This is a genomic window from Delftia sp. PE138, assembly GCF_018320755.1.
GTDB classification, from domain to species: Bacteria; Pseudomonadota; Gammaproteobacteria; order Burkholderiales; family Burkholderiaceae_C; genus Comamonas; species Comamonas tsuruhatensis.
Genome location: NZ_JABEPN010000001.1, coordinates 118,714 through 138,899 on the forward strand (window position 1 = coordinate 118,714; position 20,186 = coordinate 138,899).

General features: G+C 69.8%; 23 protein-coding genes. 14 read left to right on the plus strand and 9 right to left on the minus strand.

The window, feature by feature from the left end; translation table 11 throughout:
* Positions 1–13 precede the first annotated feature (13 nt).
* The 3 genes from HFGMBDPB_RS00480 to HFGMBDPB_RS00490 all read left to right on the plus strand — a co-directional run bounded on the left by HFGMBDPB_RS00480 (position 14) and on the right by HFGMBDPB_RS00490 (position 1,560).
* A complete protein-coding gene (locus HFGMBDPB_RS00480) occupies positions 14–169 on the plus strand; it encodes a hypothetical protein (protein WP_164474684.1) in 156 nt (51 codons plus the stop codon).
* A 39-nt stretch (positions 170–208) separates the two neighbouring features.
* Complete coding sequence (locus tag HFGMBDPB_RS00485; protein WP_016448436.1) at positions 209–364, plus strand: hypothetical protein; 156 nt, start codon at positions 209–211, stop codon at positions 362–364.
* A gap of 149 nt (positions 365–513) precedes the next feature.
* Positions 514–1,560 (plus strand): hypothetical protein, encoded by a 1,047-nt coding sequence (locus HFGMBDPB_RS00490; RefSeq protein ID WP_212644689.1) that lies wholly within the window; start codon positions 514–516, stop codon positions 1,558–1,560.
* Between the two features lie 113 nt (positions 1,561–1,673).
* On the opposite strand, the gene HFGMBDPB_RS00495 is transcribed toward HFGMBDPB_RS00490, so the two are convergent.
* From HFGMBDPB_RS00495 to HFGMBDPB_RS00510, 4 genes are all read right to left on the minus strand, one after another.
* On the minus strand, positions 1,674–4,199 hold the full coding sequence (locus HFGMBDPB_RS00495) for a TonB-dependent receptor (protein WP_212644690.1): 2,526 nt from the start codon (positions 4,197–4,199) through the stop codon (positions 1,674–1,676).
* A gap of 96 nt (positions 4,200–4,295) precedes the next feature.
* Complete coding sequence (locus HFGMBDPB_RS00500) at positions 4,296–5,249, minus strand: FecR domain-containing protein (RefSeq protein WP_212644691.1); 954 nt, start codon at positions 5,247–5,249, stop codon at positions 4,296–4,298.
* 2 nt (positions 5,250–5,251) lie between these two features.
* The gene (locus HFGMBDPB_RS00505; protein WP_070081029.1) at positions 5,252–5,731 is read right to left on the minus strand and encodes a sigma-70 family RNA polymerase sigma factor; all 480 of its coding nucleotides are present in this window, start codon (positions 5,729–5,731) and stop codon (positions 5,252–5,254) included.
* Between the two features lie 147 nt (positions 5,732–5,878).
* Positions 5,879–6,517 carry a TetR/AcrR family transcriptional regulator gene (locus HFGMBDPB_RS00510; protein WP_017407121.1) on the minus strand — a complete coding sequence of 213 codons (639 nt, stop codon included), beginning with the start codon at positions 6,515–6,517 and terminating at the stop codon, positions 5,879–5,881.
* Positions 6,518–6,657: 140 nt separating this feature from the next.
* Here HFGMBDPB_RS00510 and HFGMBDPB_RS00515 point away from each other — a divergent pair, with 140 nt between their 5' ends.
* From HFGMBDPB_RS00515 to HFGMBDPB_RS00550, 8 genes are read left to right on the plus strand one after another with little or no spacing between them, the layout of a single operon-like run.
* Positions 6,658–8,004, plus strand: a complete 1,347-nt coding sequence (locus HFGMBDPB_RS00515) for an NAD(P)/FAD-dependent oxidoreductase (RefSeq protein WP_061288794.1) — start codon at positions 6,658–6,660, stop codon at positions 8,002–8,004.
* Positions 8,001–8,753 (plus strand): DUF1365 domain-containing protein, encoded by a 753-nt coding sequence (locus tag HFGMBDPB_RS00520; protein ID WP_047468187.1) that lies wholly within the window; start codon positions 8,001–8,003, stop codon positions 8,751–8,753. The genes HFGMBDPB_RS00515 and HFGMBDPB_RS00520 overlap by 4 nt, the downstream gene beginning before the upstream one ends.
* Positions 8,750–10,018, plus strand: a complete 1,269-nt coding sequence (locus HFGMBDPB_RS00525; protein ID WP_016448428.1) for an SAM-dependent methyltransferase — start codon at positions 8,750–8,752, stop codon at positions 10,016–10,018. Before HFGMBDPB_RS00520 ends, HFGMBDPB_RS00525 begins: the two co-directional genes overlap by 4 nt.
* A gap of 17 nt (positions 10,019–10,035) precedes the next feature.
* A complete protein-coding gene (locus tag HFGMBDPB_RS00530) occupies positions 10,036–10,605 on the plus strand; it encodes a chalcone isomerase family protein (protein WP_016448427.1) in 570 nt (189 codons plus the stop codon).
* A gap of 17 nt (positions 10,606–10,622) precedes the next feature.
* Positions 10,623–11,903 carry an MFS transporter gene (locus HFGMBDPB_RS00535; RefSeq protein ID WP_212644692.1) on the plus strand — a complete coding sequence of 427 codons (1,281 nt, stop codon included), beginning with the start codon at positions 10,623–10,625 and terminating at the stop codon, positions 11,901–11,903.
* Positions 11,900–12,460: a DUF3833 domain-containing protein gene (locus tag HFGMBDPB_RS00540; protein WP_016448425.1), complete on the plus strand. Its 561-nt coding sequence runs from the start codon at positions 11,900–11,902 to the stop codon at positions 12,458–12,460. The genes HFGMBDPB_RS00535 and HFGMBDPB_RS00540 overlap by 4 nt, the downstream gene beginning before the upstream one ends.
* A gap of 5 nt (positions 12,461–12,465) precedes the next feature.
* The gene (locus HFGMBDPB_RS00545; protein WP_016448424.1) at positions 12,466–13,257 is read left to right on the plus strand and encodes an SDR family NAD(P)-dependent oxidoreductase; all 792 of its coding nucleotides are present in this window, start codon (positions 12,466–12,468) and stop codon (positions 13,255–13,257) included.
* A gap of 5 nt (positions 13,258–13,262) precedes the next feature.
* Complete coding sequence (locus tag HFGMBDPB_RS00550) at positions 13,263–13,703, plus strand: nuclear transport factor 2 family protein (RefSeq protein WP_212644693.1); 441 nt, start codon at positions 13,263–13,265, stop codon at positions 13,701–13,703.
* Here the strand turns inward: HFGMBDPB_RS00550 and HFGMBDPB_RS00555 are convergent.
* Complete coding sequence (locus HFGMBDPB_RS00555; RefSeq protein WP_016452725.1) at positions 13,687–15,054, minus strand: aminotransferase-like domain-containing protein; 1,368 nt, start codon at positions 15,052–15,054, stop codon at positions 13,687–13,689. The two genes, HFGMBDPB_RS00550 and HFGMBDPB_RS00555, sit on opposite strands and share 17 nt — an antisense overlap.
* 68 nt (positions 15,055–15,122) lie before the next feature.
* On the opposite strand from HFGMBDPB_RS00555, the gene HFGMBDPB_RS00560 reads away from it, so the two are divergent.
* The 3 genes from HFGMBDPB_RS00560 to HFGMBDPB_RS00570 all read left to right on the plus strand — a co-directional run bounded on the left by HFGMBDPB_RS00560 (position 15,123) and on the right by HFGMBDPB_RS00570 (position 17,031).
* Positions 15,123–15,527 (plus strand): VOC family protein, encoded by a 405-nt coding sequence (locus tag HFGMBDPB_RS00560; RefSeq protein WP_016448421.1) that lies wholly within the window; start codon positions 15,123–15,125, stop codon positions 15,525–15,527.
* Between the two features lie 63 nt (positions 15,528–15,590).
* A complete protein-coding gene (locus HFGMBDPB_RS00565; RefSeq protein ID WP_034363277.1) occupies positions 15,591–16,448 on the plus strand; it encodes a PhzF family phenazine biosynthesis protein in 858 nt (285 codons plus the stop codon).
* A 22-nt stretch (positions 16,449–16,470) separates the two neighbouring features.
* Entirely contained in the window at positions 16,471–17,031 is a 561-nt protein-coding gene (locus tag HFGMBDPB_RS00570; RefSeq protein ID WP_061288814.1) for a DinB family protein, read from the plus strand.
* Here HFGMBDPB_RS00570 and HFGMBDPB_RS00575 read toward each other — a convergent pair.
* Genes HFGMBDPB_RS00575 through HFGMBDPB_RS00590 form a run of 4 tightly spaced genes read right to left on the minus strand, consistent with a single transcriptional unit; the run spans position 17,001 to position 20,183 of the window.
* On the minus strand, positions 17,001–17,759 hold the full coding sequence (locus HFGMBDPB_RS00575; RefSeq protein ID WP_212644694.1) for a glycosyltransferase family 2 protein: 759 nt from the start codon (positions 17,757–17,759) through the stop codon (positions 17,001–17,003). The genes HFGMBDPB_RS00570 and HFGMBDPB_RS00575 overlap by 31 nt on opposite strands.
* Positions 17,756–18,364, minus strand: a complete 609-nt coding sequence (locus HFGMBDPB_RS00580) for a methyltransferase domain-containing protein (protein WP_071956938.1) — start codon at positions 18,362–18,364, stop codon at positions 17,756–17,758. The genes HFGMBDPB_RS00575 and HFGMBDPB_RS00580 overlap by 4 nt, the downstream gene beginning before the upstream one ends.
* Positions 18,361–19,119: a PIG-L deacetylase family protein gene (locus HFGMBDPB_RS00585; protein WP_212644695.1), complete on the minus strand. Its 759-nt coding sequence runs from the start codon at positions 19,117–19,119 to the stop codon at positions 18,361–18,363. Before HFGMBDPB_RS00585 ends, HFGMBDPB_RS00580 begins: the two co-directional genes overlap by 4 nt.
* Complete coding sequence (locus tag HFGMBDPB_RS00590; protein ID WP_212644696.1) at positions 19,107–20,183, minus strand: acyl-CoA dehydrogenase family protein; 1,077 nt, start codon at positions 20,181–20,183, stop codon at positions 19,107–19,109. Before HFGMBDPB_RS00590 ends, HFGMBDPB_RS00585 begins: the two co-directional genes overlap by 13 nt.
* Positions 20,184–20,186 lie beyond the last annotated feature (3 nt).

Genomic DNA, 20,186 nt, shown 5'->3' on the forward strand with positions numbered 1-20,186 from the left:
GAAGGAGATACCCATGGCTCAGCAAAACGACCAGCAACAGCAGCAAAACAACCCGCAGCAGCAGAACCCGAACCAGCAAAACCCGGGACAGCAGCAGCAGGACAACCCCCAGCACAAGCAGCCTGGCCAGAACCAGCCAGGCCAGCAGCAGCCCAATCAGCCCCGCTGACAGGCTGGGCGGCGTTCCGTTTGACGTGAGGATGGAACCATGAAACAGCTTCTTCCCACGAGAGGCCCGCAGCATCCGGCCTATGTTCCCATGCAGATGGGGCAACCCATCACGGACAGGAACTACAGCCAGATGCAGTGCAAGGCGAACGTCCGCCAACAAGGGCAGCCTTTGCGCCAGCCACAGCAACGCTGATTGATCGCAGCCAGCGCTGGTGCAGCGCTCCCTGGAACCGGCCGCCTTCGGGCGGCTTTTCCATGTCGAGGGCCTGCCCTGGCCGGGGCCGCCGGAGATATCCCCGCACAATGACGCCTTTCCAGCATCAACCTCCAAGGATTTCAACGATGACACTGCAGCGCCCCTGCCTCGTTTTGCCGACCCTGGTGCTCGCCCTGGGATTGTCGGGGTGTGCCGCGCCGCCTTCCAGCGGGCAGCTCGAGAAGGAGGAAGCGGAGCAGGCGAAGACGCTGTGGGTGATCAGCGAGGCCTTGAAGGCCAACATGGCCGTGGTGCTGGTGGCTGACTTGACGCCGCACAAGTCGCTGGCCGACGCCAACGGCATGTCCAAATGGACCTCGAACGTGCTGTGGACCCACCAGGACAGGCCGGAGATCGTGTTCGGCCGCAAGTTCCAGAACAACGCGCTGCAGCGCGATCCCAAGACCACCTACCTCTTCAAGGCCTTCGAGGTCCATGTCCTGCCCCCCGGCAAGTACCTGCTGACGGGCGGCGATGACTACTGGCTCAATGCTCGGCTCGACCAGCTGGGGGCCAAGGCGGGCGCTGCGGGCGCAGGCCGCGGCGCCAGCGGCACGGTGTCCCTGGCGCCCGAGACCTACCGCGAGTTCTATACCGAGATGAACTGGAAGGAGGCCACCACGCACACGCAGACCCGCACCGAGAAGTACTGCACCACGGTGCACCGTGCCTCGGGCCATTGCGTGGCCTGGGGCGAGCGGCAGGTCACGGACAGTACGCCGGGCATGGGTGCGGGCTACTACCAGGATACGGACTCGCGCGACATCCCCGCGCTCAAGGTCCAGGTGCGCGTGCCGCCCCGGCAGGCCCTGGCCAGTTTCACGCTGGAAGGCGGGCAGCTGGTGCTGAGCCAGCGCTCGTATCTGAAGACGCCCAGCTACCAGTTCCGCCAGGCGGGCTGCCGCAAGGTGGCGGCCGAGAAGGTCGAATGCCCGCTGGAGGACTTCACCGTCCACACGCTGCCGGTGCCCATGGAATTCACGCGCACCTATCTGGCCTCCCGCGCCAACCTGACCCCTGACCAGGAAAAACTCATGGCGCGGCTGGTGCCCATGCAGGTCACCACCCTGGGCCGCCAGGGCGCCGCCGATCCGATCTGGGGCACGCCGATCTCGCTGCGCAAGGGGCCTTGAGGTCCGGGCGCAGCCGATGGTCGATGGTCGTTGATCGGCTGCGTCGGGTGGAGGCCCTTTCCTTGCCCGGCCGGTTGTTGGCGGGCTGCGGCGACCGGTGCCTGCCTATGGGGTCACCAGGTGTGCGCGTAGCTGATCTTCAGCACCGTGCCGGCCGCTGGCAGGCGGCTGGTGTTGTTGTTGCTGCGCAGCAGCTGGCTGTAGAGCGGGAAGTACTGGCGGTTGAACAGGTTTTCCACGCCCAGGGACACACGGTTCTTGGGGTCGATCTTCCACTGGCTGATCAGGTCCACCGTGGTGTAGCCCCGTGTGTCATAGCGGCCGAAGCCGGTCTTGCCGTCCAGGCGGTAGTCCTTGGAGGCATAGGCGGTGGCCTGGAGGCGGTGGCTCCAGCGCGTGTCGGGCCGGTACTCCACATAGGCGGTGAGCTTGAGCGGAGGGATGCGAAAGCCCGTCATGTCCTGGTAGCCGCTGGCGGCCTGGGGCAGCTCGCGGCCCTTCATCCAGGTGAAGCTGCCGCCCACGCTCCAGTGGTCGTCGTCGCTGAAGTAGTCCAGGCCGCCTTCGATGCCATGGATCTTCTCGCGGGTGCGCAGCAGGGTCAGGCCATTGTTGAAGCTCTGCACGGCGCCCAGGTTGGAGCGCGACTGGAAGACGCTGAGGTTGGCCATCACGTTGGAGAACTTGCCGCGCCAGCCCATTTCATAGGTGTTGGTCTTGACCGCCTGCAGGTTGGAGTTGCCCAGGTTGAAGGCCGGCGTGGCATTGCGCACCACCACGCCGATGTCCGGCAGCTCGAAGCCCTGGCTGTACGAGGCATAGAGCTCCTGGCCGGGGACCGGCGTGAAGACCGTGCCCAGGTTGTAGGTCCAGGCGTTGTACCGGACGGTGCCGCCGTTCACGGACTGGGGGCTGGGGGCGCGTGACTGCGACAGCGGCGTGAAGTCATTGAAGCTGGCCTGGGCGCGGTCGTAGCGCAGGCCGCCTTCCGCCGACCATTGCGCATTGAACCGGTGCTGCAGCTGGGCGAAGGCGCCGATGCTGCGCGTGGTGACGGGCGGCATGTAGATCAGCTGGCCCGTCTTGTGGAAGACCAGGCCGCCGCTGGCGTCATAGGCCCGGGGATCGAAGATGTCGATGGGCATGTCGGTGCGCTCCTGGTTGAAGTCCGCACCCCAGATCAGCAGGCTCTTCTTGCCGGCGCCCAGCGGCGTCTTCAGGGTCAGGCGCCCGCCAAAGACCTCGGAGTTCTGCATGGACTGGTCGACATTGGCGCCCCGCACCGGCACGGCGCGTGCGTCGAAGGGCGCAAAACGGGTGAAGAAGTCCCGGTAGTAGAGCTGGGCGGCCAGCGTGCTGCCTGCGATGTCCCGGTTCTCGTAGTCCAGGCCCAGCATGGTGTTCTTGATCTGGTTCTGGTCGGCCAGCACCAGGCCCTTGATGGGGCGGGCCGCCGCCGTTCCTGCCGGCAGCCGCGCCACCGACGGGTCGGAGGCGTAGTCCGTGTCCTGGGCTGCGTTGTAGTGGCTGGCGGTCAATTGCAGGCGCTGGTCGGCATCGAGCTTGAAGCCGATCTTGGCCGAGGCGTTGTAGATGTTGGAGTCGAACAGGTCGCCCTGGCTGGGCTCGGGCGCAATGCGGTTGCCCTTGGCGTCGAAGGCGCCGCCCATGTGCCTGGCGCCCAGGCTCACCGAATAGTCGACCACCTCGCCACCGCCGGACAGGTAGTGCTGCACCTCGCCGCCCAGTCCTGCGCCGCGCAGGCGGGACAGCGGGGCCGAGCCGGTGACGATGGTCTCGGCCCGCGTCTCGCCCGAGGGCCGCTTGGTGCGGATGGAGACAATGCCGCCCGCCGCACCGCTGCCGTAGATGGCGCTGCTGCCGCGCAGCACCTCGATCTGCTCGATGTCGGCCGGGTTGATGTTGGCCAGGTTCCTGGACGAGTCGCGGTTGGTGTTCAGCGGAACGCCGTCCACCAGCACCAGCATGTTGCGGCCCCGCAGCGTCTGGCCGTAGTCGGTGATGGTGTGGCTGGAGTCCGCCATGCCGGGGACCACCTTGCTGAGCATGGTGGCCAGGCTGTCCGAGCCCTGGCGCAGCTGCTCCACCTCCTGGCCTTCCAGGATCGTGACCTGCCGCGAGGGTGCGACCAGGTTGTTCTGCGTGCGTGCGGTCACCGTGATGGCGGCAAGCTCCGTGGCCTGTGCTGCGACCAGGGCTGCGGCCGGCGCTGCGGGCACGGCCGCTGCAGCGGACGGCGCCTGGCGGGCCGCCGCAGGCAGCTTCTCCAGCGCGTAGTTGCCCGCACCCACGCGGCGCGCTGTCCAGCCTGACGTGTTCAGCAGCTGCGCAAAGCCGTCTTCCACGGAGAACGTGCCGGACAGGCCGCGTGTCTCCATGCCGACGAGCTGCTGCAGGTCCATGCCCAGGTTCACGCCTGCCTGCGCGGCAAAGGCCATCAGCGCCGGGCCCAGCGGACCCGGCTGGATCTGGTAGCTCCGGGCAGCGGCGCTGGCGGCCGGCTCGGCCGCCTGGACTGGCAGCGCGTGCAGCAGCAGCGAGGTGCTGACGGCCAGGGCCGCCAAGGCGGTGGCGCGCAGGCTGGCGCGTGGTCCGGCGGTGGAAGAAGGGGAGTGCATGGTGTTCTGTCCTCTGGGCTGTCGATGAAAGTGGTCTTCGCAAGCCTTGACAGGCGAGAGCGAAAAACCGGACAGCCACGGCAGAAAAAAATCGGATCAGCGCCGCGCCACCGTCACCCAGTACCGGCTGCGCTCGTGCACGCGCACCGGCAGGGTCTGGGCCAGCAGGGCCAGGATGCGGTCGGTGTCATGCAGCTGGTAGGTGCCGGAGACGCGCAGGTCGGCGACATCGTCGTCGCACCGCACAAGGCCCTCGCGGTAGCGCGACAGCTCGGCCAGGAAGTCCTGCAGGCGCAGGTTCTCGGCATAGAGCACGCCCAGCGTCCAGGCCGAGTCCCGCGGCGCCACCGGGCGGGTGGCGCTGGCGCCTTGTCCATCGAATTGCAGTTGCTCGCCCGCATGCACCACCACGGCCTTGGCCGATGCTGCCGGCGTGACGAGCACCGCGCCCTCCAGCACGGCCAGCGCCGTGCCCCGCTCCAGCTTGCGCACGATGAAGCGCGTGCCCAGGGCCTGCATCTGGCCGTCGTCTGTCTGCACCATGAAAGGCTGGGAGGCGTAGGGCGCCGCATGCGCGGTCTCGACCAGGATTTCCCCGGCATGCTGGCGGATGCGCCGCGCCGTGCCATCCATGCGCACGCTGATGGCGGAGGCCGTGTTCAGCTGCACGCGGCTGCCATCGGCCAGCGTGACCGCGCGGCGCTCGCCCCTGGCCGTGCGGTAGTCGGCCGTCCAGTCCTGCAAGGGCAGATGGCGCCAGGCCAGCCAGCCCAGCGCAGGCGTGGCCAGGGCCAGCACGGCCGAGCGCAGCAACTGGCGCCGTGCCGCCGAGGGGCGCGCGCGGTTGAGCGTGGCCATGCCGACGGCGGCGGGCACGGTGTTGAAGCGGCCCTTGAGCTGCTCGGCGCATTGCCAGATCTGTTCATGCCGGCTGCTCTGGCTGCGCCAGCGCGCCAGTTCGGCCTGCTCGGCCGCGCTGAAGTCCGAGGCGTGCCTGCGGGCCAGCCAGCGGGCGGCCTCGTCCAGGATGCGTGCGTCTGCGGCCTGCATGCTCAGCGCTCCAGCATCACCAGCAGGCATTGCCGAAAGCCCTGGGCCATGTAGCGCGTCACGGTGCGCACGCTCAGCTGCATCCGGTCGGCAATGTCCTCGTAGGACAGGCCTTCCAGCTGGGACATGAGAAAGGCCGTGCGCACCCTGGCGGGCAGGGCGTCCAGCAGCGCATCGAGCTCCTGCAGCGTCTCCAGCAGGATGGCCCGCGCCTCCACGGACGGCACGGTGGCCTGGGGCAGGAGGTGCAGCGACGCCAGGTAGGCCTGCTCCAGCGAGCGGCGTTCGAGGTGATTGACCAGCAGCCGCCTGGCCACTGTCGTCAGGTAGGCCCGGGGCTCCCGGATGTCCTCGATGGCCTGCGTCCTGGCGCTGACCCAGATGCGCGTGAACGTGTCCTGGGCCAGGTCGGCCGCATCGCAGCGGTTGCCCAGCCTGCGTTGCAGCCACGCGACCAGCCAAGGGTTGTGCTGCGCGTACATGCTGCCCAGAGCCTGGCTGGCGCCACTGTCGGTGGATGGATGCACGTGCCGGGCCTTTCCTCTTGTGCGTCAAGAAACTGCCGGCATTTTATCCAGTTGATATGAATTCTCATTTGCATTGGGGTCGGTGCGATCCCGCGCACCGGATCAGCCCGCCGCCGCCAGCCCGTCGAAGGTCGTGCTGGTCACCCAGTCGATGATCTGCGCGTGCGTGTACTGGCCCGACTCCTTGAGCAGTGCCACCACCGGATCGCAGGCCCGCGCGAACAGCGTGTAGAGCACCAGTTCGGCCGGCAGCGTGGCCTGCATCTGGCCGCTGGTCTGGGCCTCGGTGATCCAGATGCTCAGGCGGTTGCTCAGCGCGATCAGCCGGTCCATGTAGTCGTCGTTGGATTGCAGCGAGGCGCTGAGGTTGGAGTTCTGCGCGGGCAGGGAGGGCATCTCGCCTTCCAGCTGGGTCTGCATGGCCCAGCGCGTCACGGCCTTGAGCTGGTCCAGCGGGCGCGTGGGCGTGCCGGCCTCGGCCGCCAGGCTGGCTTCGTCGCGCAGGCCGTCCACGAAGGCCAGGGCGCGGTCCAGCACGCCCACCATGGCGGCCCCTGCCAGTTCTTCCTTGGAGGTGAACAGCTTGTACAGGCTGGCCTTGGCCATGCCGGCCTCGGCCGCCACCTCGTCCACCGTCATGGCGTCGTAGCCCTTGGTGGCCAGCAGCCGGTTGACGGCCGCCACGATGGCCTGCTCGCGCACGCGCTGTATCTGTTCTTTGATGGAGGAGCGGCTTGTCATAGCCATATTTTAGACCCGACAGGTCATATCCGATACCAAATAGTGCAAAGCGAATACGTTTGGTATATAGTTTGAACTCATCAGTTCACAGTTTGATCTTCATGGTCTGACTGATCGATTCAACCAGGAAGGACGCTCCCATGCATCGCATTGCAGTCATCGGGTCGGGGATTGCGGGGCTGGCCGCAGCACGGCGGCTGGCCGGCGCGCCGGGCGGGCATGGCGTGACCCTGCTGGAGGCAGGCAGCCATTTCGGCGGCCATGCCAACACGGTCGATCTGGCGCTGGGCGGCGTGAGCCAGGGGGTGGACACGGGCTTTCTGGTGTTCAACCACCGCACCTATCCGCTGCTGACCCGTCTGTTCGAAGAGCTGCAGGTGCCCACGGCGGAGGCCGAGATGTCGTTTTCCGTGCAGGTGCCGCAGGCCGGCGGCCGGGCGGGCCTGGAGTGGAGCGGCAGTTCGCTGGGCGGTGTGTTCGCCCAGCGCAGCAATCTGCTGCGGCCCCGTTTCCTGAAGATGCTGGCCGAGATCCTGCGCTTCAACCGCCTGACCACGCGCATCGCCGAGGAAGGCGATGAAGCGCGGCTGCGCAGCTGCATCGAAGATTTCCTGGACGACCACGGCTTCGGGCCGGCCTTTCGCCAGGACTATCTGCTGCCCATGATGGGCTGCATCTGGTCCTGCCCCACCGACCAGATGCTGCGCTTTCCCGTGGCCACGCTGATCCGCTTTTGCCACAACCACGGCCTGATCCAGGTCACGGACCGGCCGCAGTGGCGCACCGTGCGCGGTGGTTCGCGTCAGTATGTGCGGCGCATGGTGGCCGCGCTGCAAAAGGACGGCCGCCACGAGGTCCGGCTGAACGCGCCCGTGCTGGGCCTGCGCCGCGCCGCCCACGGCGTGCTGCTGCAGATGGCGCACGGCACGGAGCGGTTCGACGCCGTGGTGCTGGCCTGCCACAGCGACCAGGCCCTGCGCCTGCTGGGCTCCGATGCCACGCCGCTCGAGCGCAGCGTGCTGGGCGCCATCCGCTACCAGCCCAACCAGGCCGTGCTGCACACCGATGCCGGCGTGCTGCCGCGCCGCCCGGCGGCCTGGGCCGCCTGGAACTACGAACGCGCCGCCGATCCCGGAAAAGACCGGGCCGGCGTCTGCCTGCACTACCTGCTCAACCGCCTGCAGCCCCTGCCGTGGCAGCAGCCCGTGATGGTGTCGCTGAACCCGGTGCGCCCCATCGATGACAGCCAGGTCCACGCGCGCATCGAGTACAGCCACCCGGTGTTCGACCTGGCCGCCATCGAGGCCCAGGGCCGGGTGGATGCCCTGCAAGGCCAGCGCAGGACCTGGTTCTGCGGCGCATGGTGCGGCTACGGCTTCCATGAGGACGGCCTGCGCTCGGGCCTGGTCGCGGCCGACGGCCTGCTGCATGCCCTGCAGACCTTGCCCGTCCTGCCCGCCAGCGCGGCCTTCGAGGGGGTCGCATGACGGCCCGGCCGCTCATCGGCTTCGGCCATGTCTGGCACCGCCGCCTGCGGCCGGTGGAGCATGCCTTCCGCTACCCGGGCTATTTCCTCATGCTGCCCATGCGCAGCCTGCGCACGCAGCCGGACGCCGCGCTCAGGCGCAACCGCCGTGGCTGGCTGAGCTTCCATGACAGCGACCACGGCGAGGGCGGCTGCGACGCACTGGCCTGGTTCGAGCAGCTGCTGCACAGCGAAGGCATAGCCGACGCCGATGGCGAAGTCTGGCTGCACACCTTTCCGCGCGTGCTGGGCTACGTGTTCAAGCCCGTGAGCTTTTGGTATGCGCACCGCGCCGACGGGTCGCTGGCCGCCGTGCTGGCCGAGGTCAACAACACCTTTGGCGAGCGCCATGCCTATCTGCTGGCGGGGCCGGACCTGGCCTGGGGCCGCGAGCAGGTGGCGCGCAAGCAATTCCACGTCTCGCCGTTCTGCGAGGTGCGCGGCGAGTACCGCTTCCGCTTCGAACGCAGCGAAGACCGCACCCTGGCACGCGTGGACCTGCATGACGAGGACGGCCCGCTGCTGCAGACCAGCGTGGGCGGCGTGCTGCAGGTGCTGGATGCCGCCGCCGTGCGCCGCGCCTTCTTCGGCACCCCTTTGATGACGCTGGGCGTGGTCGCCCGCATCCACTGGCACGCGCTGCGCCTTTGGGCCAAGCGCGTGCCTTTCCATGGCAAACCCTCCGCGCCCAAGCGCTTCGTCACAAGATGAACACTACCGCCGCCCCCCTGCTGAGCCCCACCGCCGCAGCGCCGCGCCGCACGCCTGCGCGGGCACGCCGTGTGCTGAACCTGCTCGAACGCCTGCCCCACGGGCAGCTGGACCTGGAGCAGCCCGATGGCCGCCTGCTGCACCTGCCCCGTCCGCCGTCGGGGGCTGCCGACGCGCATTGCGTGCTGCACGACTGGCGGGCGCTGGAGCGCACCCTGAAATCGGGCGACATCGGCCTGGCCGAAGGCTATATCGCCGGAGAATGGGACAGCCCCGACCTGGCCGCCCTGCTGCGCCTGTGCATGGCCAACCGCGACCATGTGCAAAGCCTGGTGTACGGCAGCTGGTGGGGCCGGCTGGGCTACCGCCTGCGCCACCTGCTGCAGCGCAATACGCGGGCCGGCAGCGCCAGGAACATCCATGCCCACTACGACCTGGGCAACGATTTCTACCGCCTGTGGCTGGACCCCGGCATGAGCTACAGCGCCGCCTGGTTCCAGGGGCGCACGGGTGAATCGCTGCGCCACGCCGACCTGCAGGACGCCCAGCAGGCCAAGCTCAGGCGCACGCTGGACGAGGTGCGGCTGCAGCCCGGCCAGCGCCTGCTGGAGATCGGCTGCGGCTGGGGCGGGCTGGCCGAGGCGGCGGCGCAGGAGTTCGGCGCCCGGGTCACGGGCGTGACGCTGTCGCGCGAGCAACTGGCCTGGGGACAGCAGCGCATGCGGCAGGCCGGCTTGGCCGACGCCGTGGAGCTGCGCTACCAGGACTACCGCGACCTGCCGGCACGGCATGCGGGCGAGCCCTTCGATGCCATCGTCTCCATCGAGATGTTCGAGGCCGTGGGCCGAGAATACTGGCGCGGCTACTTCCAGACGTTGCGCGACTGCCTCAAGCCCGGGGGCCTGGCCTGCATACAGACCATCACGCTGCGCGAGGACCTGTTCGCGCGCTATCTGCGCTCCACCGACTTCATCCAGCAGTACATCTTCCCGGGCGGGCTGCTGCCCAGCATTCCTGCCTTCGAGCAGGAGGCACGGCGCGCCGGCCTGGTGGTGGAGCGCCGCATGGCCTTCGGCCGCGACTATGCGGAGACGCTGCGGCGCTGGCGCCAGGCCTTCGATCACCACCTCGACGCCGTGCGGGCCCAGGGCTTTGACGAGCGCTTCGTGCGCATCTGGACCTTCTACCTCGCCTACTGCGAGGCGGCCTTCGACACCGGCAACACCGATGTCGTCCAGTTCACGCTGCGCAGGCCCCTGCCATGAAATCGCCACCACGTCACATGCCGCGCCGCCAGGCGCTGGCCTGGGGCGCCGCCTGCGCCCTTGTCCCTTCACTGATCGCCATGCCCAACGAACTCCACGCCAAGACTCCGACTGCCGACCTTCCGGCCGAACTGCGCAGCGCCCTGCCGGCCGCGCGCCTGGTGGGCACGGGCGTGCTGCGCTTTTTCGGCCTGCGCGTGTACGAGGCACGGCTGTGGGCCGCACCGGGCTTTGTGCCCGAGGACTACGCCCGCCACCCGTTCGCGCTGGAGCTGGTCTATGACCGCAAGCTCGAAGGCGCGGCCATCGCCGAGCGCTCCATCGCCGAAATGCGCAGGGTCGACGGCTTCACCGAGGAGCAGTCCCGCCAATGGCTGGCGCTGATGAAGCAGGCGTTTCCCGATGTGGCTGCCCAGGACCGGCTGCTGGGCCTGAACGACGGCCAGGGCGAGGTGCGCTTCTTCCACAACGGCCGCCAGACTGCACAGCTGCGTGATGCCGACTATGCGCGCCTGTTCTTCGGCATCTGGCTCGCGCCCCAGACCTCGGCACCTGCCATGCGCAGCTCGCTGCTGGGCCAATCCTGAGCGCCCGGGACCACGCCATGGCCTCGCACCCTGCCGCCGCCCCCTTGCTGCCCTGGCGCACAGGGCTGGCCTATGGCGGCCTGGCCGCGCCGCTGGCGTTCGTGTCCCTGCCGCTGTATGTGAACCTGCCCTACCACTACGCCAGCGTGGCCGGTGCGCCGCTGGCGGGGCTGGGCGCGGTGCTGCTGGCCACGCGTGCCTTCGATGCCCTGGTGGACCCCGCCATCGGCCGCCAGGCCGACCGGCTGCTGCGCCGGGGCATGCGGCCAGCGTGGTGGGCGGCTGCACTGGCCAGCCTGCTGATGGTCCTGGGCTTCTGGGCGCTGTGGCATCCGCCGCGCGGTGCCCAGGCCGCCATGCTGGGCTGGCTGGCCTGCAGCCTGCTGGTGTGCACGCTGGCCTACAGCTTCGTCACCATCGTCCACCAGGCCTGGGGCACGCGCTGGGGCGGGCAGCCCGCCTGGCGGGCCCGCGTCACGGCCTGGCGCGAGGGCGCTACGCTGGGCGGTGTGCTGCTGGCCAGCGTGTTGCCGGCCTGGCTGGGCTTGGACGCCACCAGCGCCGTGCTGGCGCTGGGCCTGGCGCTGGGGCTGGTGGGGCTGTACCGGCTCAAGGCGCCGGTGACGCTGCCGCAGCAGGCCACGGCGGACACCTCTCGGCTCTCACCATGGGCGGATGCCGGCTTTCGCCGGCTGCTGGCCGTCTTCATGGTCAACGGCGTGGCCGCGGCCATTCCGGCCACCTTGCTGCCCTTCTTCGTGGCCGATAGATTGCAGGTGCCCGGGATGCAGCCCCTGCTGCTGCTGTGCTTTTTTGGCGCGGCCGCCCTGGGCCTGCCGCTGTGGGTGAAGGCCGTCTCGCGCTGGGGCCTGGCGCCCAGCTGGCGCGCGGGCATGCTGGCCAGCGTGCTGGCCTTCGGCTTCACGCCCTGGCTGGGCACGGGTGACGGCCTGGCCTTCGCCGTGATCTGCCTGGCCAGCGGGCTGGCCCTGGGCGCGGACCTGGCCCTGCCGGGCGCACTGCTCACGGGCGTGATCCACGAGTCCGGCCAGGGCGGCCAGGGCGAGGGCCGCTACCTGGGGTGGTGGACCTGCGCCACCAAGCTCAACCTGGCCCTGGCCGCGGGCCTGGCCCTGCCCCTGCTGTCCGTTGCGGGCTACCGCAGCGGCAGCACCGATCCGGCCGGCCTGCAGGCCCTGGCCTGGGCCTATGGCGGGCTGCCCTGCCTGCTCAAACTGGCGGCGGCCGGGCTGCTCTGGCGCGCCGAGCGACTGCATTCTTCCTGGAGGCACACATGAGCCACATCACCCACTGCGCTTCGTTTTCACCACTGCGGCGCGCCTGCCTGGGGGCGGCATTGGCGCTGTCTCTGGCGGGCTGCGCCGGTCCTTCCGTGCAGGACTACGCCAAGGAGCAGCCGACGCTGGACCTGCGCCAGTACTTCAACGGGCCGCTGACGGCCCACGGCATGTTCACGGACCGCTCGGGCAAGGTGGTCAAGCGATTCACCGTGCGCATGACGGGCCGCTGGAATGGCGACGAGGGCACGCTCGATGAGCACTTCGTCTACAGCGACGGCAGCACGCAGCAGCGCATCTGGCATATCCGCCACCTGGGCGAGGGCCGCTACAGCGGCCGGGCCGACGACGTGGTGGGCGAGGCCCAGGGCCAGAGCGCGGGCAATGCCATCCGCTGGAGCTACGTGCTGGCCCTGCCCGTGGACGGAAGGGTCTGGAACGTCAGCATGGACGACTGGATGTACCTGATGGACGGGCGCACCCTGCTCAACCGCACGGCCATGAGCAAGCTCGGCCTGCACCTGGGCGACGTGACGCTGGCCATCATCAAGGAGTGATGGCCATGCCACTGTTATCCCGCCGGCTGAACCCGCCGCTGCGCGACTGGAAGGGCCGCTCGGCATGGCTTCTGGGCGCCTCTTCGGGCATAGGGCGCGCCACGGCCGAAGCGCTGCACGGCCAGGGCGCGCGCGTGATTGTCTCTGCGCGGCATGGCGGTGCGCTGCAGGATTTCGTGCGCGGCCGCGAAGGCTGCCTGGCCCTGCCGCTGGACGTGACCGATGCCCAGGCCGTGGCACAGGCAGCCCGTGCCGTGCGGGCCCATGTGGGCAGGGCGCCCGACCTGGTGGTGTACTGTGCCGGCCACTACCGGCCCCAGCGCGCCACCGAGTTCGACCTGGCCGAGATGCAGCGCCACCTGGCCGTGAACTATGGCGGCGCGCTGCACCTGCTCGATGCGGTGCTGCCCATGCTGCTGGAGGCCGGCCAGGGGCATCTGGCCCTGGTCGGCTCGGTGGCAGGCTATCGCGGGCTGCCCATGTCCCTGGCCTACGGTCCTACCAAGGCGGCGCTCAACAACCTGGCAGAAAACCTCTACCTGGACCTGCACGGCCCGGGCCTGGGCGTGTCCATCATCAACCCCGGCTTTGTCGATACGCCGCTGACGGCGCAAAACAGCTTCAGCATGCCGGCCCTGATCGGTGCCGACGAGGCCGCCCGGCACATGCTGCAGGGCTGGGCACAGGGGCGCTTCGAGATGAATTTTCCGCGCCGCTTCACGCGCTGGGTGCGGCTGCTGCGCTGCCTGCCCGATGCCTGGTATTTCTCGGCGGTTCGCCGCATCACAGGAGCCTGAAACCGATGAGCACTGCCCTCGGCGATCCCCGACTGGACCGGCTGGCCCAGGCCTATGAGGCGCTGCGCCGCGACAACCTGCCGGCGCTGCTGGCCCTCTATGCGGAACAGGCCCGGTTCAAGGACCCGTTCAACGATGTGCGCGGCCACGCAGCGATACAGCGCGTGTTCGCCCACATGTTCGAGCAACTGAACCGGCCCCGCTTCGCCGTCAGCCAGGGCGCGGTGCAGGGGGACAGCGGCTTTTTGCTGTGGGAGCTGGGCTTTGTCAGGGCATCGGGCCAGCCCATGCACATCTGCGGCACCAGCTACCTGGAGTTCGATGCGCAGGGACTGGTGGCAGTGCACCGCGATTTCTGGGACCCGGTGGAGGAAATCTTTGCCAAGGTGCCCGTGCTGGGTGCCGTGGCCAGGGCGCTGCAGAACAAGCTCAGGGCTCCGCAGTAAGCAGCCTGGCCAATTGCGCCAGGGCGCCGTCCAGGTCGTCCAGGCCTGGGGCGCCCAGGCAGATGCGCAGCCCGCTGGCACGGTCGTGCGGCTCCACCATCAGCGAGCCCGGATCGGTCAGCGTCACGCCCAGCGCCGCTGCGGCCGACACCAGGCGGTCGGCGGCCTCGCGCTCCATGGGCAGCCAGGCGTTGTAGGCCTCGGGGTGCAGCACCAGGCGGCTGTCGCCCAGGTGTGGGGCAAGGTGCGATGCGGCCAGCCGCACGCGCCGCTGTGCCTCATGGCGCAGGTCGGCCTGCAGGGAGGCGACCACGCCCTGGGACAGCCATTCATCGACCACGGCGCATGACAGGGCCGAAGGCGCCATGGACAGCTCCTGCAGCGTCGCCAGCGCGGCGCCGCACAGCGCTGGCGGCAGCACCAGCGTGCCCACCTGCAGCCCCGGGCCCAGCGACTTGGACAGCCCGTTCACATGCAGGGTGATCTCGGGCGCCAGGGTCGCCAGGTGCGCAAGGCGCGCGTGATCGGGCGAGCAGGCGGCATACACGCCGTCCTCGATGATCCAGGCGCCTGCGTTCCGGCAGATATCCACGATCGCCCGCCTGCGCTCCGCGCCCATGGTGGCCGTGGTCGGGTTGTGCAGCGTGGGGGTGAGGTAGAGCACCTTGCCTTCGGCGGCGGGAATGCCGTGCAGCGCCTCGGCCAGCGCCTGCGGCAGCAGGCCCTGCGCGTCCATGGCCAGGCCCTGCAGGGCGCAGCCCTTGCGCCGGGCCAGGGCAATGGCACCGGGGTAGGTGATGCGCTCGGTCAGCAGCCGGCCCCGGGGCTGGCAGACCAGGTCCAGGGCCAGGGACAGCGCCTGGCGCGCGCTGCTGGTCAGCACCATGTGGCCGGGTTCCACGTTCAGGCCCAGCGTCTGCAGCCAGCGCGCGAGCACGCGGCGATGCTCCGCATGTCCGCCCGGCGGCGCGTAGGAATTGAAGTGATCGGCATCGATGCGGCGCGCAATCGCGGTCAGCGTGCGCGCCAGCAGGCGTTCGCTGATGGCGGCCGGCGGCGCGTTGGAGGACAGGTCGATGGCCTCGCCGCCCTGCGTCCGCCGGGCGGCCACGAAGGTGCCCCGGCCCTTGACGCTGCGCGTCAGCCCCCGGCGCTCCAGCAGCGCATAGGCCCTGGTCACCGAGCCCAGGCCGATCTGCAGCCTGTCGGCCAGGTCTCTGTGGGCGGGAAGGCGGTCGCCGCCGGCCAGCCGGCCTTCGACGATGTCGTCGGCCAGGGCGCGCGCCAGCCGCTCGGCGGCACTGGCTTCAATGCGCGCAAGACGGGGTGTCCAGGGGGAGGGCAGGAGCATGGTCGGGGCAAGGAAAAAAGAGTGTGCCGTGACACTATTTCATTTATCGATAGTGTAACGTTCACCCCATGTTCAGCCACATCACCGTCGGCGCCCGTGATCTCGAGCGGGCCGGCCGCTTCTATGACGCGGTGCTTTCCCCGCTGGGACTGCAGCGCCGCGCCGTCCAGCCCGATGGCGGGCCGGCCGCGCTGTGCTGGGTGGCGCCGCAGGCTTCCTTGCCGCGCTTTTATGTCTACAGCCCCTTCAACGGCGAGCCGGCCACGGCGGGCAACGGCAGCATGGCGGCCTTTCTGGCACCGTCGCCCGAGGCGGTGGATGCGGCCCATGCCGCCGGGCTGGCCCGGGGCGGCAGCGACGAAGGCCCGCCCGGCCCGCGACCGCATTACGGTGATGGCTACTACGGTGCCTACCTGCGCGACCCCGACGGCAACAAGGTCCATGTGGTGCATCGCGCCGATGTGCGGCCCTAGCGCAGATCGGGCCCGCCGCCCGTTTCCCCTTCTTTTCCTTCCCATGCAACAAGGACTGTCTTCATGAGCATTGCCGTTCATATGGTCGACGTTTTCGCCAGCGGCCCGCTGTCCGGCAATCCGCTGGCCGTGATCACCGGTGGGCAGGCGCTGACCACCGCACAGATGCAGCAGCTGACGCGCTGGTTCAACCTCTCCGAAACCGCATTCCTGCTGCCGCCCACGCAGGCGCAGGCCGACTACCGCGTGAGGATTTTCACGCTGGACCGGGAGATGCCTTTTGCCGGCCATCCCACGCTGGGCAGCTGCCATGCCTGGCTGTCCCAGCGCGGTGCGCCCAGGAACGCAGGCCACATCGTCCAGGAGTGCGGGGCGGGCCTGGTGCAGATACGGCAGGAGCATGGGCGGCTGGCATTCGCCGCGCCGCCCATGCTGCGCTTTGGCGCGCCCACCGCCGACGAGCTGGATGCCGCGCTGCGCATGCTGGGCATCACCGCCGAAGAGGTGCAGGCCGCCTCGTGGATAGACAACGGCCCCGGCTGGCTGGGCATCCGCCTGGCCTCGGCCGAGCAGGTGCTGGCACTGAACCCGGCCCGGCAGTGGCCCACGCGCATGGACGTGGGCGTGGTGGGACCCTATGCCAGGGGTGTCGGCGGTGCCAGCCCTGCCGCCTGCGAGGTGCGCGCCTTCTTCTCCGATCACCAGGGCGCCATCGTCGAAGACCCCGTCACCGGCAGCCTCAACGCCTCGCTGGCGCAGTGGCTGTTTGCGACGGGGGTGATGGACAGCGACTACGTTGCCGCCCAAGGCCGCTGCCTGGGCCGTGACGGCCGCATCTTCCTGACCCGTGACGGTACGGGCCAGGTCTGGGTGGGCGGCACGGCGCGCACCCATGTCGAAGGCGCACTGAGCGGCCTTTGATCCACACCGAAAGAACCCACGAATGACAGCGATCCAAGAGAGCCTGTGCGCTCCCGTCTCATCGGCCAGGGCCAACCTGAAAATGCTGGTGCGCTACAAGGCCTGGGCCAACGGCCTGACCTTCAAGAGCGTGATGGAGCTGCCCGAAGGCGAGGCCTTGAAGCAGCGCCCCACGAGCTTCGGCAACATGGTGCGCACGCTGAACCACGTCCTTGTGGTGGAGGACATCTTCAGGCACCACCTGCAGGGCCGCAAGCATGGCTACACCATGCGCAACACCGACCACACGCCCACGCTGCAGGCGCTGTGGGAATCCGTGCAGGCAATGGACCGCTGGTATGTGGAGTTCGTCGATGCGTGCCCGGACGAGGAACTGGCGAAGGTCGTGCACTTCGAGTTCGTGGGCGGCGGGCAGGGTGCCATGACGCGCGAGCAGATCGTGCTGCACGTGGTGAACCACGGCAGCTACCACCGTGGCTTTGTCAGCGACATGATGTACCAGGTGCCCTTCGTGCCGCCGGCCAACGACCTGCCGGTGTTCCTCAGGGACTGCTACCGCGTGGACGAGCCGGCCTGCGGTTGAGGCAGGGCCAGGGCCTGCTGCGCCAGGGCGCCCCGGAGCACGGGCAGCGCAGGCGGCGCGTCGCCGGGCAGGGCCCATCCCTGGCGCAGCGCACCGGCAAAGCCGTCGGCCACGCGCGAGTAGGCGCGGCCGCTGGTCATCACCCGGGGCCGGGCCGACCAGGCGATGCGGGCGCCGCCGGCCGCCAGGCGGTCCACCAGGTCCTGGTCCTCGCCGCAGGTGCGTGCGTCGAACCCGCCGGCCTGGCGGTAGTGCCAGGCCGAGATGCCCAGGTTGGCACCATGCACGTGGCGGTGGCCGTCGCGGTCCGTGTAGGTGGTCTCGAAGTGCCGCCGCGCCGTGTCCGCCTGGACGCCGTGGGCCGACCAGTCGGCCACCTGCACCGTGCCGCAGACCACGTCGGACTGAAGCGCCAGCTGGTCGGCCAGCCAGCTCGGCGAGACGGTGGTGTCGGCGTCCGTGAAGGCCAGCCAGCGGGCGCCCAGCAGCAGCAGGTACTCCGACCCCAGGGCCCGCGCCTTGCCCACGTTGCGCGCGGCAATGGACAACGGGATGGCGGGCCAGCGGCGCACGGCCGATTCGGTGGCGTCCTGGCAGCTGTCCAGCACCACCACGACGGCCACGGTCTCGCCTTGCAGGTCGGCATGGGCGGCCGCGCAAAACACGCTGTCCAGGCAGCGGCCTATGAGGTCTTCCTCGTCATGGGCTGGTATGCACACGCCGATCATCTGTCCGTCCTTTCAGGGGTTTTCTGCCAGATGTCCAGCTGGAAATCCGGTTCGCTGTGGCTCAGCAGCAAGTGCAGCTGCGCATGGGCCGACACGCTGTCATGCAGGGTGCGAGTGGTCTGCAGGTGATCGTGCGCCCCATGCCGCCAGTGGCACATGAGCCAGTGGCCGCCGCCCTGCAGTGAGGCCAGGCACTGGCGGTTGAAATGCGCCAGTGCCGCGTCGTCGAAGTAGTAGGCAAGCTCCGAGACCACGATGAGATCGAAGCCTTGCTGCGGCACCTGGGGCACCTGTGGCCATTGCCAGGGCAGGGGCAGGGCCTGCAGGTCCAGGCGGGCGCGGTCCTGCGGCGCAATCCGCTGCCGGCACAGATCCACGGCCCTGTCCGAGAAGTCGACGGCGCACAGCCGGTCGCAGCGCTGCAGCAGGCGCTGCGTGGCCTCGCCATTGCCGCAGCCGGGCTCGAAGCCGTGGGCATAGCGCTCGCGCGGCAGGGCGGCCAGCAGCAGGTCGCGCTTGCGCCGTTCGTACCAGCGTGATGCGACCTGCCAGGGGTCGGGGTCGGCCTGGTACATCTGCTCGAAGTGCTGCCGGGCGCCGTTCATAGAAACACCACTTCAAACGGACGCAGCAGGCGCTGCGTGGCCCAGGACGGCAGGATGGCGTCGCGGCCCGTGGACGGGTCGGGCAGCAGCTGGCTGCGAAAGCACGACAGGGCCTGGCGCTTGAGCGCCAGCTCCTGCGGCGCCAGCGCAATGGCGGCGGCGCGGTGCCAGGGCACGCGCGTGTCGCCGGGCTCGGCCCAGTGCCAGGCCCAGATCGGCAGCTCGAAGAGCCGGCAGCCCGTGCGCCGGGCTGCCGTGGCGCAGGCCTGGCCCGTGGCCTCGTGGTCCGGGTGCCCGTCTTCGCGCCAGGTGCACAACAGCGCATCCGAGGGCTGCAGCAACGGCTCCAGCCGCTGCAGCAACTGCGCTGCATGCTCGGCGATATGGCCGTCGGGCAGGCCCAGCCGCAGCACCTGCGCCTGCGGCGCAAGCAGGGCCAGGGCCTGGGTGCTCTCCTGCACGCGCTCGCGCACCAGACGCTGCGGCGGCCACAGCGTCGAGTCGGGGTGGCTGGCTCCGCCATCGGTCACGGAGACGATGAGGCAGGGCATGCCCCGCTCGGCACAGCGGCGCAGCAGGCCGGCGCAGCCCAGGATCTCGTCATCGGGGTGCGGCGCGACGATGACGGCGCGGCGCCGGCCGTCCAGCAGGTCGTCCATGGATACCTGCGCTGGCCGGCGCTGCGCAAACCAGGCCTGCCAGCGCGATTCGGGCGTGCCCCGGCCCTCGATGAGGCGCGGCTTCACAGCATCCATGCCGCGCCTCCCGGTGCCTGCGAGGCCTGTGCCTTGTCGGCCAGCAGGCGGCCCAGCGCGGCCTGGTCGCGCTCGGCATGGCTTTGGCGGATGAAGACGGGCAGGTCGGCCATCAGCTGTGCCAGGCCCCTGTTCTTGCACAGTGGGCCCGGTCCGATGGCGCGCGGCACGCGCCGCAGCACCTCTTCGGCGGCGGCTTCCACGGCCAGGCGGGCGCGGTTCACGGCCAGCAGGCAGGGGTCCGAGGGCGTGGCATCGATGCGGGCTGCAGCGTCGCGCAGCAGGCCGGCCGCGCCGGCCAGGGCCACATCCAGCGCGCCCAGGTGGGCCTGGCGGTGCGGGTCCTCGCCTTGACCGACGGCCTGCTGCAGATGGCTGGCGATGCGCGCTGCCGCGCCATGCCAGCAGGCAGCAACGCCCGCGCCGCCATGGTGAAAGCCGGGGCGGCTCAGGTACTGGCCCGGGGCCCCGACCAGCACGCCGGTGGCGCCGTCGAAATGCACGTCGGCGCTGGCGCTGGCGGCCATGCCCACGGCCTGCCAGTGGCTGTCGTCCCTGCGGATGCCGGGCTGGTCCATGGTGACGGCGATCAGGCAGCGCCGGCCGTCGGCCAGCCAGCCGCTGACCAGGGCACGGTCCACCGCGCGCGCGCCCGAACACCAGGGCTTGTGGCCGGACAGCTGCACGGCCATGCCGGCATGTGCCGCAGCATGGGGAGCCGTGGGCGTGGCCTGCACGCGCTCGCCCGGCGGCTCGGCGCACCAGACGGCCCAGCGCAGGCCTTCGGTGGCCAGGTCGGCCTGCAGTTCGGACAGGATGGCCAGGGCATCGGTATGGCCTTCATAGAGCTTGGCCAGGCTCAGGCTGTGGGCGGCCACCTCGGCCAGTGCGCGCCAGCGCTGCAGCGTGTGGCCATGGCCCGGCAGCGGCAGGCGGTCGGCGCCCTGCGCCACCAGCAGGGCCAACTGGTCCGCTGGCGACAGGTCCGTGTGGCCGCGCAAGGCCTGCGCCAGCGTGTCGCTGCATGTCCACGCATGGGCGTGCTCGTTGTCGTGCTGGGCCATCGC

Coding starts and splice junctions, on each gene's coding strand:
- HFGMBDPB_RS00480 (WP_164474684.1), top strand. CDS start 14: ATGGCTCAGCAAAACGACCAGCAACAGCAGCAAAACAACCCGCAGCAG.
- HFGMBDPB_RS00485 (WP_016448436.1), top strand. CDS start 209: ATGAAACAGCTTCTTCCCACGAGAGGCCCGCAGCATCCGGCCTATGTT.
- HFGMBDPB_RS00490 (WP_212644689.1), top strand. CDS start 514: ATGACACTGCAGCGCCCCTGCCTCGTTTTGCCGACCCTGGTGCTCGCC.
- HFGMBDPB_RS00495 (WP_212644690.1), bottom strand. CDS start 4,199: ATGCACTCCCCTTCTTCCACCGCCGGACCACGCGCCAGCCTGCGCGCC.
- HFGMBDPB_RS00500 (WP_212644691.1), bottom strand. CDS start 5,249: ATGCAGGCCGCAGACGCACGCATCCTGGACGAGGCCGCCCGCTGGCTG.
- HFGMBDPB_RS00505 (WP_070081029.1), bottom strand. CDS start 5,731: ATGTACGCGCAGCACAACCCTTGGCTGGTCGCGTGGCTGCAACGCAGG.
- HFGMBDPB_RS00510 (WP_017407121.1), bottom strand. CDS start 6,517: ATGACAAGCCGCTCCTCCATCAAAGAACAGATACAGCGCGTGCGCGAG.
- HFGMBDPB_RS00515 (WP_061288794.1), top strand. CDS start 6,658: ATGCATCGCATTGCAGTCATCGGGTCGGGGATTGCGGGGCTGGCCGCA.
- HFGMBDPB_RS00520 (WP_047468187.1), top strand. CDS start 8,001: ATGACGGCCCGGCCGCTCATCGGCTTCGGCCATGTCTGGCACCGCCGC.
- HFGMBDPB_RS00525 (WP_016448428.1), top strand. CDS start 8,750: ATGAACACTACCGCCGCCCCCCTGCTGAGCCCCACCGCCGCAGCGCCG.
- HFGMBDPB_RS00530 (WP_016448427.1), top strand. CDS start 10,036: ATGCCGCGCCGCCAGGCGCTGGCCTGGGGCGCCGCCTGCGCCCTTGTC.
- HFGMBDPB_RS00535 (WP_212644692.1), top strand. CDS start 10,623: ATGGCCTCGCACCCTGCCGCCGCCCCCTTGCTGCCCTGGCGCACAGGG.
- HFGMBDPB_RS00540 (WP_016448425.1), top strand. CDS start 11,900: ATGAGCCACATCACCCACTGCGCTTCGTTTTCACCACTGCGGCGCGCC.
- HFGMBDPB_RS00545 (WP_016448424.1), top strand. CDS start 12,466: ATGCCACTGTTATCCCGCCGGCTGAACCCGCCGCTGCGCGACTGGAAG.
- HFGMBDPB_RS00550 (WP_212644693.1), top strand. CDS start 13,263: ATGAGCACTGCCCTCGGCGATCCCCGACTGGACCGGCTGGCCCAGGCC.
- HFGMBDPB_RS00555 (WP_016452725.1), bottom strand. CDS start 15,054: ATGCTCCTGCCCTCCCCCTGGACACCCCGTCTTGCGCGCATTGAAGCC.
- HFGMBDPB_RS00560 (WP_016448421.1), top strand. CDS start 15,123: ATGTTCAGCCACATCACCGTCGGCGCCCGTGATCTCGAGCGGGCCGGC.
- HFGMBDPB_RS00565 (WP_034363277.1), top strand. CDS start 15,591: ATGAGCATTGCCGTTCATATGGTCGACGTTTTCGCCAGCGGCCCGCTG.
- HFGMBDPB_RS00570 (WP_061288814.1), top strand. CDS start 16,471: ATGACAGCGATCCAAGAGAGCCTGTGCGCTCCCGTCTCATCGGCCAGG.
- HFGMBDPB_RS00575 (WP_212644694.1), bottom strand. CDS start 17,759: ATGATCGGCGTGTGCATACCAGCCCATGACGAGGAAGACCTCATAGGC.
- HFGMBDPB_RS00580 (WP_071956938.1), bottom strand. CDS start 18,364: ATGAACGGCGCCCGGCAGCACTTCGAGCAGATGTACCAGGCCGACCCC.
- HFGMBDPB_RS00585 (WP_212644695.1), bottom strand. CDS start 19,119: ATGGATGCTGTGAAGCCGCGCCTCATCGAGGGCCGGGGCACGCCCGAA.
- HFGMBDPB_RS00590 (WP_212644696.1), bottom strand. CDS start 20,183: ATGGCCCAGCACGACAACGAGCACGCCCATGCGTGGACATGCAGCGAC.